The sequence below is a fragment of the Paraburkholderia sp. J67 genome, from assembly GCF_905220265.1.
Taxonomy (GTDB): domain Bacteria; phylum Pseudomonadota; class Gammaproteobacteria; order Burkholderiales; family Burkholderiaceae; genus Paraburkholderia.
Genome location: NZ_CAJMZK010000012.1, coordinates 1 through 16,052, shown reverse-complemented (window position 1 = coordinate 16,052; position 16,052 = coordinate 1). Strand labels below are relative to the sequence as shown.

Sequence of the window (16,052 nt, the reverse complement as noted above, 5' to 3'; positions counted from 1 at the left end):
TTACACGCCCGTTGGCTTGCCCGACTCATTCGCCGCGATGAATATCGTGCGTGACGAAACCCGTCTGATTGGTGGGCAGATCGAGCCACGTCTCGTTGCCCAGCGTGCGGCGGATATCGCTCAAACCCGCTTCCCAGCGACTCTGCATGGTGGTGCGGCCAAACTGATAGTCCTTGTCGCCCCGCTCGAACTTCTGCTGCTGATAGATCAGTTGCAGCACGTTGTAGCGCTTGCTGCACGACAGGTCTTCGGCCAGTTTGCAGAGCCGGTCGCTCTCACGCGTGCCTTGCGGCACACGCTCCAGCAACTCGCGCAGCACATGCCGGTAGCGTTGTTCGCGCTGCAGCATGTCGGTAACGAAACGCGTGCGGCTCGAATACTGAATGTCCTTCACGCGCGTACTCACGTTCTCCATCGTCGCCGGCACCGGACCACGTGCCGACCACAGATCCACCTGAAACACCAGCGTGTCCCTGCGCGGCGCCGCACTGAGCACCTCCTGCAACGGCGTATTCGACACCACGCCGCCGTCCCAGTAGAACTCCCCGTCGATTTCTATCGGCGCGAAACCCGGCGGCAGCGCACCCGAAGCGATGAAATGCTCCGGACGCAGCATCGTGCGCGTACTGTCGAAATAGGTGAAGTTGCCCGAGGCCACGTTCACCGCACCCACCGACACGCGCGTCTCCCCCGAGTTGATGCGGTCGAAATCGCAGAAGCGCTCTAACGTGGCCTTCAGCGGCGTGGTGTCGTACCAGCTGATCTGCCCCGGCGCCTGGCTCGCCCACGGCAGCGGTGCGGGCACGCGCGGCGCGAAGAAGCCATGCTGCCCCTGGGCGGCCGCGCTTGCAGCCTGGAACGCCGTCAGCATCGAGCGCGAGGCCTCCGACGCCGTGAACATCAGATGCTCAAGCGGCGCAGGCAACGCCGGCGTGAACGCGGGCTTGCAGATGGTCTCCCAGAACTCGCGCAACCGCGCCACCCGATGCTCCGGCGCATTGCCCGCGATCAGCGCCGTATTGAGCGCACCGATCGAAATGCCCGCCACCCAGTTCAAGACAATGCGCGCTTCCTGCAAGCCTTCGAGCACGCCCGCCTGATACGCGCCAAGCGCTCCGCCGCCCTGCAATACGAGCGCAACCGTCTCGTACTCCAGGCAGCGTGCGTGGTGGCGATTGCGCCCGGCGCCGTTGGCCCGGCTCATTGCATGAACCAGCCGTGACTCACCACGAACGATTGGCCCGTGAGCGCCGCGCTCGGGAAGGCCGAGAGGAACAGCACCGTTTGCGCCACGTCCTCGACGGTGGTGAACACGCCGTCCACCGTGCCGCCGAGCATCACCTTCTTGATGACTTCCTCTTCGGAAATGCCGAGTTCCTTCGCCTGCTCCGGAATCTGCTTGTCCACCAGCGGCGTACGCACGAAGCCCGGGCAGACCACGTGCGAGCGCACGTTATGCTTGCCGCCTTCCTTGGCTAGCACGCGCGCGAGGCCGAGCAGACCATGCTTGGCCGTCACATAGGCCGACTTCAGCGGCGAGGCCTCGTGCGAATGCACCGAGCCCATATAGATCACGACACCGCCGCGATCGTCCTTGTACATGTACTTGAGCGCGGCCTTGGTCGTGAGGAACGCGCCATCGACGTGAATCGCCTGCATTTTCTTCCAGTCGGCAAACGAATAGTTTTCGATTGGATTGACGATCTGGATGCCGGCGTTCGACACGAGAATGTCGATCGAGCCGAAGGTGGCCGCCACCTTGTCGATACCGTCGTTGACGGCCTCTTCGCTCGTCACGTCCATGGCGATGCCCATGGCCTTGCCGCCAGCCGCATTGATGGCGTTGGCCACACTCTGCGCACCGTCGAGGTTCAGGTCGGCGATACCGACCGCCGCGCCCTCTGCGGCCAGCGTCAATGCGATCTGCTTGCCGATGCCGCTAGCGGCGCCCGTGACCACTGCGGTCTTGCCTTCGAGTTTCTTCATGTTGGAACGATTCCGTGTTCGTTGAGAAAGATGCGCCGCTTATCGCGGCTTATTGCGGCTTATTGCGCGAGATAGTCGTGCACGACTTCGCCAAGGCCGAGCGTGAGGTCCGCAACCAGATGGCGCGCCTCGACAATCTCCAGCACCGGCAGATCGGCGACGGGGGCAAGCGCATGCGGCATCAGATGCAGCGCGGCCGGCCCAGTCCAGGCGCCCTTGAGTTGAATGTCCTTCAGGAAGTAGCGCACGAGTTCGCACACGCGCGGCGAGCCGTCCACGTGCGGCACGATCTTGAGCAGAAAGTTCGGGCCGGCAAGACGCTTCGCCTGCTCCGCGATATCGAGTTCGCGATGCTTGTAGCCCATCGTGCCCGTGGCCACGCGCACCGGGCCGTAATCGAGCGTGCCCACCAGCGTGTCCGAAAACGGGCCGAGCCTGGGCGTCGCCAGCTTCTTCGGAAAGCCCCAGAGTTCGCGACCGCCCGCGATAGGCGGATGGTCGTCGAGATACATCGCGTGCGTGTAGCTACCGGGCTTGCCCTCGTACCTCACCGGAATCACCTGGCCGCTTTCCGTGTAGTCGCCAAAGCCGGTCGAATCGGGCATGCGGATGAATTCGTAGCTCACGAGCGGATCGACGACTTCGAGCGGTGCAGGGACGATCTTGCGCAGCTTCTCGAGGTCGGTGCGATAGGTGATGATCAGGAATTCGCGATTCACGAACTTGTACGGTCCCGGCGGAAACGCGGGACTCGTCCACGGCATCGCGAACGCGTTGGAGCGGATCTCTTGCATGAGTAGCCTCGGCAGAATTGCAATACTTTTCTGACAATCGTTCGGATGACGAAATGTCAGTCACAAACGATCGACGGCGGAAACGGCGCGGGCCGCATGCTGTCACGGCCGCTTGCACGGCGACCAAAAAGTATAGGTTGCAGGTACTGAACTTCGCGCCGCTACTCAACCGATGTTTGAGTAGGGTTAAGAGATGGGGAAGAAACCGGCGGGTGCGCCGGCTTCTTCGGGTTTCTATTATTTGCTGAGTTCGTGGCCGATCACACCACCGGCCACCGCACCGCCCACGGTGCCGACCGCGCTGCCATCGGTCGCCTTGTTGCCGACGTAACCGCCTGCTGCCGCGCCGCCCAGGGTGCAGGCGCTCGCGCCCAGCGTCAGCGCGGTGATGAAGCCAATGAGAAGGGCGCGCGCGGCGCCGCCGCTTTTGAGCCAGTTCATCGTTCATTCTCCTGATCGATGCAATGGCTCCTATGCAGCAAGCGACGTGCCGCCTTCAACCGTGGTGCAGGTGCAGCAGGATCAGCGTAAGCGTAACCAGCGAGCCTAGCGTCGAATGCAGGATCGTGCGCCCCGTCACGTGTGCCTCGCGGCGGTAGTACTCCGCGAGCATGAACGGCCCGGTGCCCGTGGGCAGCGCAGCCAGCAGCACGGCCGTCTCGACGAGTTGCGGCGAGAGGCCGAACACGCGATCCGCGAGCCACCACGTCAGCGCGGGCTGCGCCACCAGCTTCGACAGCGTGATCCACCACGACGATTCGGGCGGCGCATCGCTCTTCGCGCGACGCTCGGCGAGAAAGAGACCGAGGCTCACGAGCGCACAAGGGCTTGCCGCGCCGCCCAGCAGCTTCAGGAAGGTCTCGGCGCTCGCGGGCAGCGTCACATGCGCCCCCGACGCGATCGCGCCCAGCGCGGGCGCCACCAGCAGCGGATTGCGCATGAGCGAGCGCAGCACCTTGATGAGCAGCCGGTGCGGACGGCGCTCGCTTTGCAACCCGGTTTCGATCAGCACGATGGCGATGGCGAACAGCACGCACACCACGAGGATCGTTGCGATGGTCGTCGGCGTAAGACTCGAGGGGCCGAACGCGATCATGCACAGCGGAAAGCCCACGTAGCCCGTGTTCGGATAGGCGGCGGCGAGACCGTCGATGCTCGCGTCGGCGAGCGGCCGGCGCAGGAACAGGCGCACAGCCACCACGGCCGCGAACACCACGAGACCCGCGATGCCGAACGCCGCCATGAAAGCGGGCTGATACAGCTCATGCCAGGTTGCGTGCGCAAGGATGTCGAACAGCAAGGCGGGCAGCGCGAGCCAGACGACGAAGCGGTTCAGCTCGGAGGCGGCCGCGGGGCCGAGCACGCCAAAACGGCGGCAGGCGAAACCGGCAAAGATCAGACCAAAGACAGGGAGCAGGATCGAGACAGCGGAGAGCATCGGGAGTAGCAGCGGAGGCGGTAAAAACAGCGCCGCGCGCGAGGCGCGCGCGGGCATCGGAAAGACAAGGAAAAGGCGGCGTATCAGTCCATCGCCGCATGACTCGTATCGACCGCCCCGCCGCCGCCCGAAGGCCGGATCAGCACCAGCAGCGGAATCACCAGCAGCGTGGCGACGAACATCATCTTGAAGTCGTTCAGGTACGCGATCATCTGCGCCTGCTGCGTGATCGACTGGTTGAGCACCGCGAGATCGTAGCGCGATCCTGCGGCCAGCATCGGCTGGATCGCCGGGTTGAACGGCGTGATCTGCGCAGCGAGGTCCGAATGCGCGACCTGGGTGCCGCGCGTGACGAAGGTCTGCACGATCGAAATGCCGATACTGCTGCCGATATTGCGCATCAGGCTGTAGGTGGCCGTGCCGTCCGCGCGCAGTTGCGGCGTGAGCGTTGAAAACGTCAGCGCCGAAAGCGGCACGAACACGAAACCCAGGCCAAAGCCCTGGATCACGCCGGGCCAGACGATATCCGAAGTCGACAGCACGAGCGTGTACTGCATCATCTGCCAGAGCGCGTAGGCCGAGACGACGAAGCCGAACAGCAGCATGCCGCGCGCGTCCACATGCTTGAGCATGCGCCCCGCGATCAGCATCGCGATCATGGTGCCCGCGCCCGATGGCGCCGTGACGAGGCCGGTGGTCGCGACCGGATACCCCATGAGGTTCTGCAGCATGGGCGGCAGCAACGCGCGCGTGGCGTAGAGCACCGCGCCGATCACGAAAATGAAGAACGTGCCCGTGGCGAAATTGCGGTCTTTCAGCAGTTGATAGCGGAAGAACGTCGCGGGCCCGGAACTGGCCGTATGGACCACGAAGAACGCGAAGGCCAGCACCGAGATGAGCGCCTCGATGCGGATTTCAAGCGAGCCGAACCAGTCGAGTTGTTCGCCACGGTCAAGCAGCGCCTGCAATGCGCCGATGGCCAGCGCCAGCGTCGCAAAACCGAACAGATCGAAGCGCGTGGGCTGGCCCCGCTCGCGCGCGGGCAGGAAGGTGGACACGCCGAAGAACGCGAACAGGCCGACCGGCACGTTGATGAAGAACACCCAGCGCCAGTTGTAGCTGTCCGTAAGCCAGCCGCCCAGCGTGGGACCCAGCACCGGTCCCACCATCACGCCCATGCCCCAGACCGCCATCGCCTGGCCCTGGCGCTCGCGCGGGTTGATGTCCAGCAGGATCGACTGCGAGAGCGGCACCAGCGAAGCGCCGAACACGCCCTGCAACAGGCGCGAAGCGACGATCTCGCCCAGCGTTTCCGACAACCCGCACAGCGCCGAGGCCACCGTGAAGCCCGCGATCGCCGCACCTAGCAGCGGCTTCACGCCGAAGCGGTCGGCGAGCCAACCCGTGAGCGGCGTGGCGATGGCCGCCGCGACGATATACGAGGTGAGCACCCACGTAATCTCGTCCTGCGATGCCGATAACGCGCCCTGCATATGCGGCAGGGCGACGTTGGCAATGGTGCTGTCGAGCGTCTGCATCAACGTGGCGAGCATGATCGACAGCGTGATCATGCCGCGATTCAGGGGCGCGGCCTCACGTTGCGCGGCCAGGCCATGCGGGACTGCGGTCATCGTAGGTCCGAACAGGGCGTCTCGAAATTAATAAGCCTGCTTATTATACGAATCGGCCCCGCTCGCGCAATCGGGAAGAATGGGGACGCCTTCGCACGACGAGCGTCCGTGGCAGGCGCCGGGCCGGCCCGCAAAGCCGCCGCTTATAATCGCGGCATGACTACCGACCTCGAAAAACGCTTCGGCTTCTTGATCGTCGACGTGGGCCGTCTGTACGGCAAACGTTACGACGAGCTTGCGAAGTCGTCGCTCGACCTCACGCGCGCGCAGTGCCGCATGATCGCCTACCTCGCGCACTACGGCCCCATGAACCAGGCGAGCCTCGCCGAGCGGCTCGAAGTCGCGCCGATTTCGGCCGGCAGGCTGCTGGAACGCATGGAAGAAAACGGCTGGGTCGTGCGCGAGGCGAACCCGGAGGATCGCCGCGAATTGCTCGCGAGCCTCACGCCCAAGGCGGCGAGCGTGCTCACGGACGCGCGCCATGTAGGCGACGAGGTGCAGGACGAAGCCCTCGCGGGCTTCACCGCGGAAGAAGCCGAACAGTTCGGCGAGATGCTTCAGCGCGTGCGCGCCAATCTCGGACTGCTGGTCGAGCGCTGAGCCGCCACGCGGGCGGCGGTGGGTTTCATAACCGCCGCTGGCGCGGCGGCGTGCTTCACTGACCGGCGAGCTTGCGCTGGCACCACAGACACAGCAGATCGCAGGCGAGATGCGCGGCGGCCAACGCCGTGATCTCGCTCTGATCGTAAGCGGGCGCCACTTCCACCACGTCCGCGCCCACCAGATTCAACGCCTCCAGCCCGCGCACGATCGCCAGTGCCTGCGCCGAAGACAGACCGCCCGCCACGGGCGTGCCCGTGCCCGGCGCGAAGGCCGGGTCCAGACAGTCGATATCGAAGGTCAGATACGCGGGCCGCTCGCCCACGATCTCCAGGATGCGATCGCGCGCCGCGCGCGGGCCGTTTTCGTGCACCCAGGCGGCATCGAGAATATTGATGCCGAGAAAGTCGTCGTTCCACGTGCGGATACCTACCTGCACCGAGGTCTTCGGATCGATCAGCCCTTCTTTCACGGCCCTGTAGAACATCGTGCCGTGGTTGAGGCTGTCCGGATGATCGTCGGGCCAGGTGTCGCAATGGGCGTCGAAGTGGATCAGCGAAAGCGGCTTGCCGTATTTCTCAGCGTGCGCGATCAGGAGCGGGTAGGTGATGAAGTGATCGCCGCCGAATGTGAGCATCTTCGCGTTCGAGCGCAGGATCGTGCGCGCGTGCTCGATGATCGCGGGCTTGATCGAGAGCGGGTTGTGCGCGTCGAACCAGCAGTCGCCGTAATCGGTCACGGCCAGCGTGTCGAACGGATTGAAGCCCCACGGGTAGGGATGCAGCTCCGCGAGTTGCACGCTGGCCGCACGCACGGCCGCAGGTCCGAGCCGCGCGCCCGAGCGGAACGTGGTGGCGAGATCGAGCGGCACGCCGGAAATCGCCACGTCCACGCCATTCAGGTCGCGGGTGTAATTGCGGCGCATGAACGACAGCACGCCCGCGTAGGTGTTCTCGATGGAAGAGCCGTACAGCGAGCCGCGACGGAATGCGCCGTCGCCCTGAAACGTGTCGTTCATGGGACGCCTGATTCGAAGGGGCGCGGCGCGTTCTGCGACTCGGCGCCCGAGTATTGAGGGGACGCGCAACGGCGCGCCGAAGCACGCCGTCGCGATGCTCGCCTTAACGCAACCGCACGAGCGTGGACTTCAGTTCGGTGTACTTCTCAAGCGCATGCAGCGACTTGTCACGGCCGTTGCCCGATTCCTTGAAACCGCCGAACGGGAAGTTCATGTCGCCGCCTTCGTCGTAGCAATTGACCCAAACGGTGCCCGCGCGCAGACGGCGCGAGATCTCATGCGCGTTCGTCAGGTTCGAGGTCCACACGGCGGCGGCAAGACCGTAGTCGCTATCGTTGGCGATGCGCACGGCTTCGTCGATGGTGCTGAACGTGATGACCGAGAGCACCGGCCCGAAGATTTCCTCGCGGGCCACGCGGTCGTCGTGATGCGTCTCGAACACGGTCGGCTCCACGTAGTAGCCACCGCTTGCTTCGTTCACGCGCTCGCCGCCCAGCAACAGCTTCGATTCCTTGCGACCGGCTTCGATGTAGCCCAGCACGCGCTCCATCTGGATCTTGTCGACGATCGCACCCATCGACACATTCGGATCGAGAGGATTGCCAGGCTTGTACGATTTCGCCGCTTCCACGAGCTTCGCGAGGAACACATCCTTGATGTCGCGATGCACGAGCAGGCGCGAACCCGCCGTGCACATTTCGCCCATGTTGTAGAAGATCGCACCGGCCGCCGCGTTGGCGGCGCGGTCCAGATCCGGGCAATCGGGCAGCACGATGTTCGGCGACTTGCCGCCCAGCTCGAGCCACACGCGCTTGAGGTTGGACTGGCCCGCGTACTGCATGATCTGCTTGCCGACGTTGGTCGAACCCGTGAAGGCGATGCAGTCCACGTCGCGATGCAGGCCGAGCAGCTTGCCCGGCTCGCCGCCACCGGGCAGGACGTTGAACACGCCTGCGGGAATGCCGGCTTCGTGCGCGAGTTGCGCGACACGAATGGCCGTGAGCGGCGACTTTTCGGAAGGCTTGAGCACGACGCTGTTGCCGGCCGCGAGCGCTGGGCCGAATTTCCACGATGCCATCAGGATCGGGAAATTCCACGGCACGACAGCCGCCACCACGCCGATCGCTTCGCGCGTAACGAGACCTACCAGATGGTGATCGGCGGGCGCCACTTCGCCACCCACCTTGTCGATCGCTTCCGCGAACCATTCGACACAATAGGCCGCGCCCGGCACGTCCACCGTGGTGGTGTCGCCGATCGGCTTGCCGGCGTCGAGCGTTTCGAGCAGGGCGAGTTCGTCGAGGTGCTCGCGCATCAGCGCGGCCCAGCGCAGCAGCACGGCTTTGCGTGCGCGCGGGTTGAGTCCGGCCCACACGCCTTCGTTGAACGAGCGGCGCGCCGCGGCCACGGCGGCGTCCACATCCGCCGCACCGCAGTCCGCCACGTTCGCCAGCACGCGGCCGTCGATCGGGCTCACGCAATCGAAGGTACGGCCCGAATAGGCGTCGCGGTAAGCGCCGTCGATGAATGCGCGGCCTTCGATCGAAAGCGTCGCGGCCTTGTCTTGCCAATAAGCGAGAGTTTTCTTGTCCATCAGGATGCCTCAATGATTGACGATTCGTCTTGCGTGTCGCGCACGTCGCGCGTGGCGCTGCAATTCAGCAACTGCAGAGCAATCACGGCGACAAGACGGCAACGCAAGAACGAACCGGATACACGCGTATCCGAAGGGTGTCAGAAGGTGGGCGGCGAATTCGCCGACACCACTTCGCAGACTTCGTTTGCGCTGGGATTGCGAAACCGGTGCGGGAAGCGGCTTTCAAAGTAGTAACTGTCGCCGGGGTCGAGCAGCCAGGTGGTGCCGTCCACGGTCAGTTCGATCTGGCCCGACACCACGACGCCGCCTTCGTGCCCCGCGTGCGAGAGCATTTCGGGGCCCGTGTCGGCGAGCGGCTGATACACCTCGCGCAGGATGCCCATATTGCGGTCCTTCACGTTCGCACCCGCGAGATAGAACTCGATGGAGGCGTTGCCGAGGTTAGGCATTTCGCCACGCCGCGACACGACACTCGCACCTTCATGGAGGTCGAATGTGAAGAATTCCGCGAGGCTCATCGGAATGCATTCGAGCAACTTCTTGAGCGAGCCCACTGAGGGACTGACGCGACTTTGCTCGATGAGCGAGATCGCGCCGTTCGTGACGCCCGCACGTTTGGCGAGCTCACGCTGAGACAACCCATAACGCTTGCGTACATAACGCAGACGAGTGGCAACTTCAGTGGAAACAGATACGGACTCGGACACGATCGAAGAACCGGTTGGGTCAGGAAACGCATGGAAACGCACGCATGAACAACGGCGCGGAATGACACTGTAGTGCGTTGGCGTGTTGAATATTCTAATCAGTTCTTTTTTTTTTGCGTCAGTACTAACCCCTGTAAGTAATTCGAAATATACGTACAGTGCGGCATATTTCGTACTGCGCGACGTTTTCGGTCATCTTGGGGAAAGTGCTGACATAAAAAACGTAAAAAAATAATTGACGGCCTTTTTGGCTCGTATATGCTGAAACACAGGTTGATCAGGCGATGAAAAACCGCATTACATTGCAACGCAACACGCAATCAATGCTCGATACATCGAATGACACCTATGTGTCGATGTGCAAAGCGCAGTTTTCATGCCGCGCAGTGTGAATCGACCAGTGACCAACAAACCCCAGTCGAGTGTAATTGTGAGAGTCCGTGGCCCTCTGGTGAGATGGGATCGAAGTCATGCGAGGTGTCTTCGCAGTGACTGCGCCGCCATCGCCGACGGCAGCAGCGGCTGGCTTGCCTCTCGCCTGCCTCTCTCCGTCTTCACAATCCTTTCCCGTCGGTCCGTCCGTCGCCATAACGCCGTCTCTGCACGCGCCTTTATCGCGGTGCATACCGACGAAGTCGCGTCGCTGCTGCCCTAGCGCCTCTCCTTCCTGCGCCGTTCGTTTTCGCCGTCGATTGCGTGCGAAGTGCCTGGTCACGCGCAAACGATGTGGATGTGCACGCCTGAGTACGGTTGCGCCCCACAACGGCCGGAAACGAACCGCCTACATGATCTCTACGCGAAGCGCGATGCGTTAGTGACGCTGCGCTCCGTTACCCAAGGTTTGCGGCCGTGTGAATTGCACGGTTGCAAGGTCATGTCACGCCTGTAGCTTCGCCGCCAATCCGATATCGAGGCGACGCGACAGGAAGAAGAAATAAGACGTTAGTCATGCGAACCAAACCATTGATTGGAGTTACCGCCGATCGCACCATGATGGGGCCGCACGCGTCGCACGTGGCGGGCGAGAAGTACATCGCCGCCGCTGTGGACGGGTCGGGTGGGCTCGCGTTCGTGCTGCCGGCTCTCGGCGAGCGGCAGGCCACGGCGGACATTCTGGACGCCGTGGACGGTCTGCTCTTCACGGGCAGCTACTCGAACGTCGAACCGCATCGTTATGGTGGCCCGGCTAGCGCCGCAGGCACGCTGCACGATCCGGCGCGCGACGCCACCACTCTTCCGCTGCTGCGCGCGGCCATCGACGCCGGTGTGCCGGTGCTCGCCATCTGCCGCGGCTTTCAGGAAATGAACGTGGTATTCGGCGGCACGCTGCATCAGGAAGTGCACGCGGTGGACGGCCTCGACGATCACCGTGAAAACAAGGCCGAAACGCTCGAAACGCAATATGGCCCGGCACATACCATCGCGCTAGCGGAAGGTGGTCTGCTGCACAAGCTTACGGGCGGCTCGCGTGAAGCACACGTGAATTCGCTGCACGGTCAGGGTATCGACACGCTCGGTCGCGGGCTCGTTGCGGATGCAACGGCTCCCGACGGTCTCGTCGAAGCCATTACCGTTGCCAACGCAACCAGCTTCGCGCTGGGCGTGCAATGGCATCCCGAGTGGCTACACGCGCAAAACGCCCTTTCCACCGCTATTTTCCGCGCCTTTGGCGACGCCTGCCGCGCCCGCATGCTGGCCCGAATACCGGGCGGGGCCGCAAGCCACCCCGCACGCGCGCACGCTGCGCAGGTCTGACGCCGGCCCATACAGAACAGAGAGAACGAACATGCACGACATCGACGAATTCCTGAAGAAGCACCACATCACCGAAATCGAAGCCATCATCCCCGACATGGCGGGCATTGCGCGCGGCAAGATCATTCCGCGCAGCAAGTTCGAATCGGGCGAATCCATGCGCCTGCCGCAAGCGGTGATGATCCAGACCGTGACGGGCGACTACCCGGAAGACGGTACCCTCACCGGCGTCACCGACCCGGACATGGTCTGCGTGCCGGACGCTTCGACGATCCGCATCATTCCGTGGGCGACCGACCCGACCGCCCAGGTCATTCACGATTGCGTGCACTTCGACGGCTCGCCCGTTGAAATCTCGCCGCGCCGCGTGCTGCGCCGCGTGCTCGAACTCTATGAAGCGAAGGGCTGGAAACCCATCATCGCGCCGGAACTGGAGTTCTATCTCGTCGACATGAACAAGGACCCGGATATTCCCCTCGCGCCGCCGATCGGCCGCACGGGCCGCCCGGAAACCGGCCGCCAGGCGTACTCGATCGAAGCGGTCAATGAATTCGACCCGCTGTTCGAGGACATCTACGAGTACTGCGATATTCAGGACCTCGAAGTCGATACGCTGATTCACGAAGTCGGCGCCGCGCAGATGGAGATCAACTTCATGCACGGCGAGCCGCTGGGTCTCGCCGACCGCGTGTTCCTGTTCAAGCGCACGGTGCGCGAAGCCGCGCTGCGTCACCATATGTACGCCACGTTCATGGCGAAGCCGATGGAGAACGAGCCGGGCTCGGCCATGCACATTCACCAGAGCCTGGTGTCGGCGGAAAGCGGCCAGAACCTGTTCACGGGCGCCGACGGCAAGCCTACCGACATGTTCCATGCGTACATCGCGGGCCTGCAGAAGTACACGCCGGCACTGATGCCGATCTTCGCGCCGTACATCAACTCGTATCGCCGCCTGTCGCGCTTCATGGCCGCGCCGATCAACGTGGCCTGGGGCTACGACAACCGTACCGTGGGCTTCCGCGTGCCGTATTCGTCGCCGGCCGCGCGTCGTGTGGAGAACCGCATTCCGGGCGTCGACACGAACCCGTACCTCGCAATTGCCGCCACGCTCGCCGCCGGTTATCTGGGCATGACGCAGCACCTCAAGCCCACCGACCCGCTCGTGAGCGACGGTTACGAGTTGCCGTACCAGCTGCCGCGCAACCTCGAAGAAGGTCTCTCGCTGATGGGCGCGTGCGAACCGCTCAACGACATCTTCGGCGAGAAGTTCGTGCGCGCTTACCTGGCGCTCAAGGAAACCGAATACGAAGCCTATTTCCGCGTGATCAGCTCGTGGGAACGCAAGCACCTGCTGCTGCACGTGTAACAGACAAGGAGACATCGAAAATGAACTATCGGATCGACGCCCCCGCAAGCGCCCTCCAGGACGTGCCGACGACGCTGCGTGCGCAAAACACGCAAGCTGCGCGCACCACGGCCGAATATCGCGCACTCGACGCCGCGCACCACATCCATCCGTTCTCGGACATGGGCTCGCTCAACAAGGCTGGCAGCCGCGTGATCGTGAAGGCCAAGGGCGTGTACCTGTGGGATTCGGAAGGCAACCAGATTATCGACGGCATGGCCGGTCTCTGGTGCGTGAACGTGGGCTATGGCCGCAAGGAACTGGCCGACGCCGCGTACGAGCAGATGCAGCAACTGCCGTTCTACAACACGTTCTTCAAGACCACGCACCCGCCGGTGATCGAGCTTTCCGCCTTGCTCGCGGAAGTCTCGCCGGAACCGTTCAACCACTTCTTCTATTGCAACAGCGGCTCGGAAGGCAATGACACGGTGCTGCGCATCGTCCATCAGTTCTGGCATACGCAAGGCAAGCCGTCGAAGAAGGTCGTCATCTCGCGCAAGAACGCGTACCACGGTTCGACCATTGCAGGCGGCACGCTCGGCGGCATGGGCTATATGCACGAGCAGATGCCCTCGAAGGTCGAGAACATCGTCCATATCGACCAGCCGTACTTCTACGGCGAAGCCGAAGGCAACATGACGCCGGAGGAATTCGGCCTCGCGCGCGCCCAGCAGCTCGAAGCGAAGATTCTCGAAGTGGGCGCGGAGAACGTAGCCGCCTTCATCGGCGAGCCGTTCCAGGGCGCGGGCGGCGTGATCTTCCCGCCGTCGACCTACTGGCCGGAAATCCAGCGCATCTGCCGCAAGTACGACATCCTGCTGTGCGCCGACGAAGTGATCGGCGGCTTCGGCCGCACGGGCGAATGGTTCGCGCATCAGCACTTCGGCTTCGAGCCGGACCTGATCACGATGGCCAAGGGCCTCACGAGCGGTTATGTGCCGATGGGCGCGGTGGGTCTGCATGACCGCGTGGCGAAGGCGCTGATCGAGAACGGCGACTTCAATCACGGTCTCACGTACTCGGGTCATCCGGTGGCGGCTGCTGTGGCGGTGGCCAACCTGAAGCTGCTGCGCGACGAGAAGATCATCGAGCGCGTGAAGACCGACACGGGTCCGTACTTCCAGCAACGTCTGCGCGAAACCTTCGCGAACCATCCGATCATCGGCGACATTTCGGGTGCGGGCCTCGTGGCCGGCCTGCAACTGGCCGAAGATCCGAAGGCACGCAAGCGCTTCGCGAACGGCGGCGACGTGGGCACGATCTGCCGCGACTTCTGTTTCAACGGCAACCTGATCATGCGCGCCACGGGCGACCGCATGCTGCTCTCGCCGCCGCTCGTCGTCACGCGTAGCGAGATCGATGAAATCGTGTCGAAGGCGAAAAAAGCCATCGACGCCACTGCGCAACAACTGGGCTTTTCGTAACGCTGTAACCGTCTGGGCCGGCGGCGCACAACGGGGTGCGGGCGCCGCCCGCCGACCTTCATCACCTGGGGAAATCAACATGAGTGTCAGACATCTTCGTCATGCCGTCGCACTGGCCGCGCTTACCGTTTGTGCGGGTCTCACGGCTACTTCGAGCCAGCCGGCTCGCGCCGCGGACGACTCACTGAACGTCTATAACTGGTCCGACTACATCGCGAAAGACACGATCCCGAACTTCGAAAAGCAGACGGGCGTTCACGTCAAGTACGACAACTACGACAGCGATGACACGCTGCAAGCCAAACTGCTCGCGGGCAGCTCGGGTTACGACATCGTGGTGCCGACTTCGAACTACATGGCCAAGCAGATCCAGGCCGGCGTGTACCAGAAGCTCGACAAGTCCAAGCTCCCCAATCTGTCGAACCTCGATCCGTTGCTCATGCACATGATCGCCGACGCGGATCCGGGCAATCAGTACGGCGTGCCCTGGGCCTACGGCACCGACGGTGTTGGCTACAACCAGGAGGCCGTGGAAAAGGCGCTGGGTGCGAGCGCGCCGGTGGATAGCTGGGCGCTGATCTTCGATCCGCAATATCTCTCGAAGCTCAAGGGTTGCGGCGTCTCGTTCCTGGACCAGGCCGTCGACGCATTCGCTGCCACGCTGCAATACATGGGCAAGAACCCCAACAGCACGAACCCTGCCGACTACCAGGCCGCATTCGAAGTGCTGAAGAAAGTCCGCCCGTACATCACGCAGTTCAACTCGTCGGGCTACATCAATGACCTCGTGAACAACGACATCTGCGTCGCGTTCGCCTGGTCCGGCGACGTAGGCATCGCTCACCGCCGCGCCGAGGAAGCCAAGCGCTCGTACCACCTCAAGTTCTCCAACCCGAAGGAAGGCGGCCTGCTGTGGTTCGACGTGATGGTTATTCCGAAGGATGCCCCGCACCCCGAAGCCGCACTGAAGTGGATCAACTACATCGAAGATCCGAAGGTCAACGCCGCGATCACCAACGAAGTGTTCTATCCGACCGCGAACAAGGCCGCGCGCCAGTTCGTGACGCCGGCGGTCGCACAGGACCCGACGGTCTATCCGGGCGACGACGTGCTTCGCAAGATGACGCTGATGAAGCCGATGCCGGCTGACATCCTGCGCCTCGAAAACCGTCTGTGGTCGCAGTTGAAAACGGGCCATTGAGCCTGCAACGCGTCGGGAAGCCGCCGGCGAGCGGCTAAATCCCGCAGGAGAAGGAAGGAGACAACAAACGGATGAGGGATCGCTCGACCCCTCTCCGCCAAGAAGTCCGCTGTTCGAAGTCCGGCTGAGCGCGCCGCCCCTATGAATGACGACGCGCCAGTCTCCAACGAGCTCCGTTCGCAGTACTGACGTACGCGAGTCGCTTTAGCGCCCCGTGCGGGACGGCTCATGCCTGCGTTTCGGCGCAGCACGCAAGAACGGGCAGTACCGCGATCAGAAAGGAACCAGTTACATCATGAATTCGACGTCCCAAGTCAACGCCTCCGAAGCCGCGCGCATCGACGCCACGGCCAGCTCCCGCGACGCTTTCGTACGCATCGAAAACGTCGTCAAGAAGTTCGGCGACAGCGTCGCCGTCAACAACGTGAGCCTGAACATCGCGAAGAACGAGCTCTTCGCCCTGCTCGGCAGCTCGGGCTGCGGCAAGTCCACGCTA

At 63.3% G+C, this 16,052-nt stretch carries 16 protein-coding genes; 7 read left to right on the top strand and 9 right to left on the bottom strand.

All coding sequences use genetic code 11. The features are described 5' to 3' along the window. Positions 1 to 25 precede the first annotated feature (25 nt). The 6 genes from U5782_RS21575 to U5782_RS21550 form a co-directional block, all read right to left on the bottom strand. Positions 26 to 1,204 (bottom strand): patatin-like phospholipase family protein, encoded by a 1,179-nt coding sequence (locus U5782_RS21575; RefSeq protein WP_322045918.1) that lies wholly within the window; start codon positions 1,202 to 1,204, stop codon positions 26 to 28. Then, positions 1,201 to 1,986 carry a 3-hydroxybutyrate dehydrogenase gene (locus U5782_RS21570; protein WP_322045917.1) on the bottom strand — a complete coding sequence of 262 codons (786 nt, stop codon included), beginning with the start codon at positions 1,984 to 1,986 and terminating at the stop codon, positions 1,201 to 1,203. The genes U5782_RS21575 and U5782_RS21570 overlap by 4 nt, the downstream gene beginning before the upstream one ends. 59 nt (positions 1,987 to 2,045) lie before the next feature. Next, on the bottom strand, positions 2,046 to 2,780 hold the full coding sequence (locus tag U5782_RS21565; RefSeq protein ID WP_322045916.1) for an acetoacetate decarboxylase: 735 nt from the start codon (positions 2,778 to 2,780) through the stop codon (positions 2,046 to 2,048). A gap of 237 nt (positions 2,781 to 3,017) precedes the next feature. After that, positions 3,018 to 3,221 carry a glycine zipper 2TM domain-containing protein gene (locus U5782_RS21560; RefSeq protein ID WP_322045915.1) on the bottom strand — a complete coding sequence of 68 codons (204 nt, stop codon included), beginning with the start codon at positions 3,219 to 3,221 and terminating at the stop codon, positions 3,018 to 3,020. 55 nt (positions 3,222 to 3,276) lie between these two features. Next, positions 3,277 to 4,218 (bottom strand): AEC family transporter, encoded by a 942-nt coding sequence (locus U5782_RS21555; RefSeq protein WP_322045914.1) that lies wholly within the window; start codon positions 4,216 to 4,218, stop codon positions 3,277 to 3,279. 83 nt (positions 4,219 to 4,301) lie between these two features. Then, a complete protein-coding gene (locus tag U5782_RS21550; RefSeq protein WP_322045913.1) occupies positions 4,302 to 5,849 on the bottom strand; it encodes a DHA2 family efflux MFS transporter permease subunit in 1,548 nt (515 codons plus the stop codon). Between the two features lie 156 nt (positions 5,850 to 6,005). Here U5782_RS21550 and U5782_RS21545 point away from each other — a divergent pair, with 156 nt between their 5' ends. Continuing rightward, positions 6,006 to 6,449 carry a MarR family transcriptional regulator gene (locus U5782_RS21545; RefSeq protein ID WP_322045912.1) on the top strand — a complete coding sequence of 148 codons (444 nt, stop codon included), beginning with the start codon at positions 6,006 to 6,008 and terminating at the stop codon, positions 6,447 to 6,449. A gap of 55 nt (positions 6,450 to 6,504) precedes the next feature. Here U5782_RS21545 and speB read toward each other — a convergent pair whose 3' ends face one another. The 3 genes from speB to U5782_RS21530 all read right to left on the bottom strand — a co-directional run bounded on the left by speB (position 6,505) and on the right by U5782_RS21530 (position 9,771). Then, positions 6,505 to 7,467 carry an agmatinase gene (speB, locus tag U5782_RS21540; RefSeq protein WP_322045911.1) on the bottom strand — a complete coding sequence of 321 codons (963 nt, stop codon included), beginning with the start codon at positions 7,465 to 7,467 and terminating at the stop codon, positions 6,505 to 6,507. A gap of 103 nt (positions 7,468 to 7,570) precedes the next feature. Beyond that, entirely contained in the window at positions 7,571 to 9,061 is a 1,491-nt protein-coding gene (locus tag U5782_RS21535; protein WP_322045910.1) for an aldehyde dehydrogenase, read from the bottom strand. A gap of 140 nt (positions 9,062 to 9,201) precedes the next feature. Beyond that, positions 9,202 to 9,771, bottom strand: a complete 570-nt coding sequence (locus U5782_RS21530) for a cupin domain-containing protein (protein ID WP_322045909.1) — start codon at positions 9,769 to 9,771, stop codon at positions 9,202 to 9,204. A gap of 430 nt (positions 9,772 to 10,201) precedes the next feature. Here U5782_RS21530 and U5782_RS21525 point away from each other — a divergent pair, with 430 nt between their 5' ends. The 6 genes from U5782_RS21525 to U5782_RS21500 all read left to right on the top strand — a co-directional run. Then, entirely contained in the window at positions 10,202 to 10,426 is a 225-nt protein-coding gene (locus U5782_RS21525; protein WP_322046100.1) for a hypothetical protein, read from the top strand. A gap of 293 nt (positions 10,427 to 10,719) precedes the next feature. Continuing rightward, the gene (locus U5782_RS21520) at positions 10,720 to 11,526 is read left to right on the top strand and encodes a gamma-glutamyl-gamma-aminobutyrate hydrolase family protein (RefSeq protein WP_322045908.1); all 807 of its coding nucleotides are present in this window, start codon (positions 10,720 to 10,722) and stop codon (positions 11,524 to 11,526) included. A gap of 31 nt (positions 11,527 to 11,557) precedes the next feature. Then, on the top strand, positions 11,558 to 12,892 hold the full coding sequence (locus U5782_RS21515; protein WP_322045907.1) for a glutamine synthetase family protein: 1,335 nt from the start codon (positions 11,558 to 11,560) through the stop codon (positions 12,890 to 12,892). Positions 12,893 to 12,912: 20 nt separating this feature from the next. Beyond that, a complete protein-coding gene (locus U5782_RS21510) occupies positions 12,913 to 14,355 on the top strand; it encodes an aspartate aminotransferase family protein (RefSeq protein ID WP_322045906.1) in 1,443 nt (480 codons plus the stop codon). A 79-nt stretch (positions 14,356 to 14,434) separates the two neighbouring features. Beyond that, positions 14,435 to 15,556: a polyamine ABC transporter substrate-binding protein gene (locus U5782_RS21505; protein WP_322045905.1), complete on the top strand. Its 1,122-nt coding sequence runs from the start codon at positions 14,435 to 14,437 to the stop codon at positions 15,554 to 15,556. 295 nt (positions 15,557 to 15,851) lie between these two features. Further along, positions 15,852 to 16,052 (top strand): ATP-binding cassette domain-containing protein (locus tag U5782_RS21500; RefSeq protein WP_322045904.1); only part of this gene is annotated, 201 nt, incomplete at its 3' end.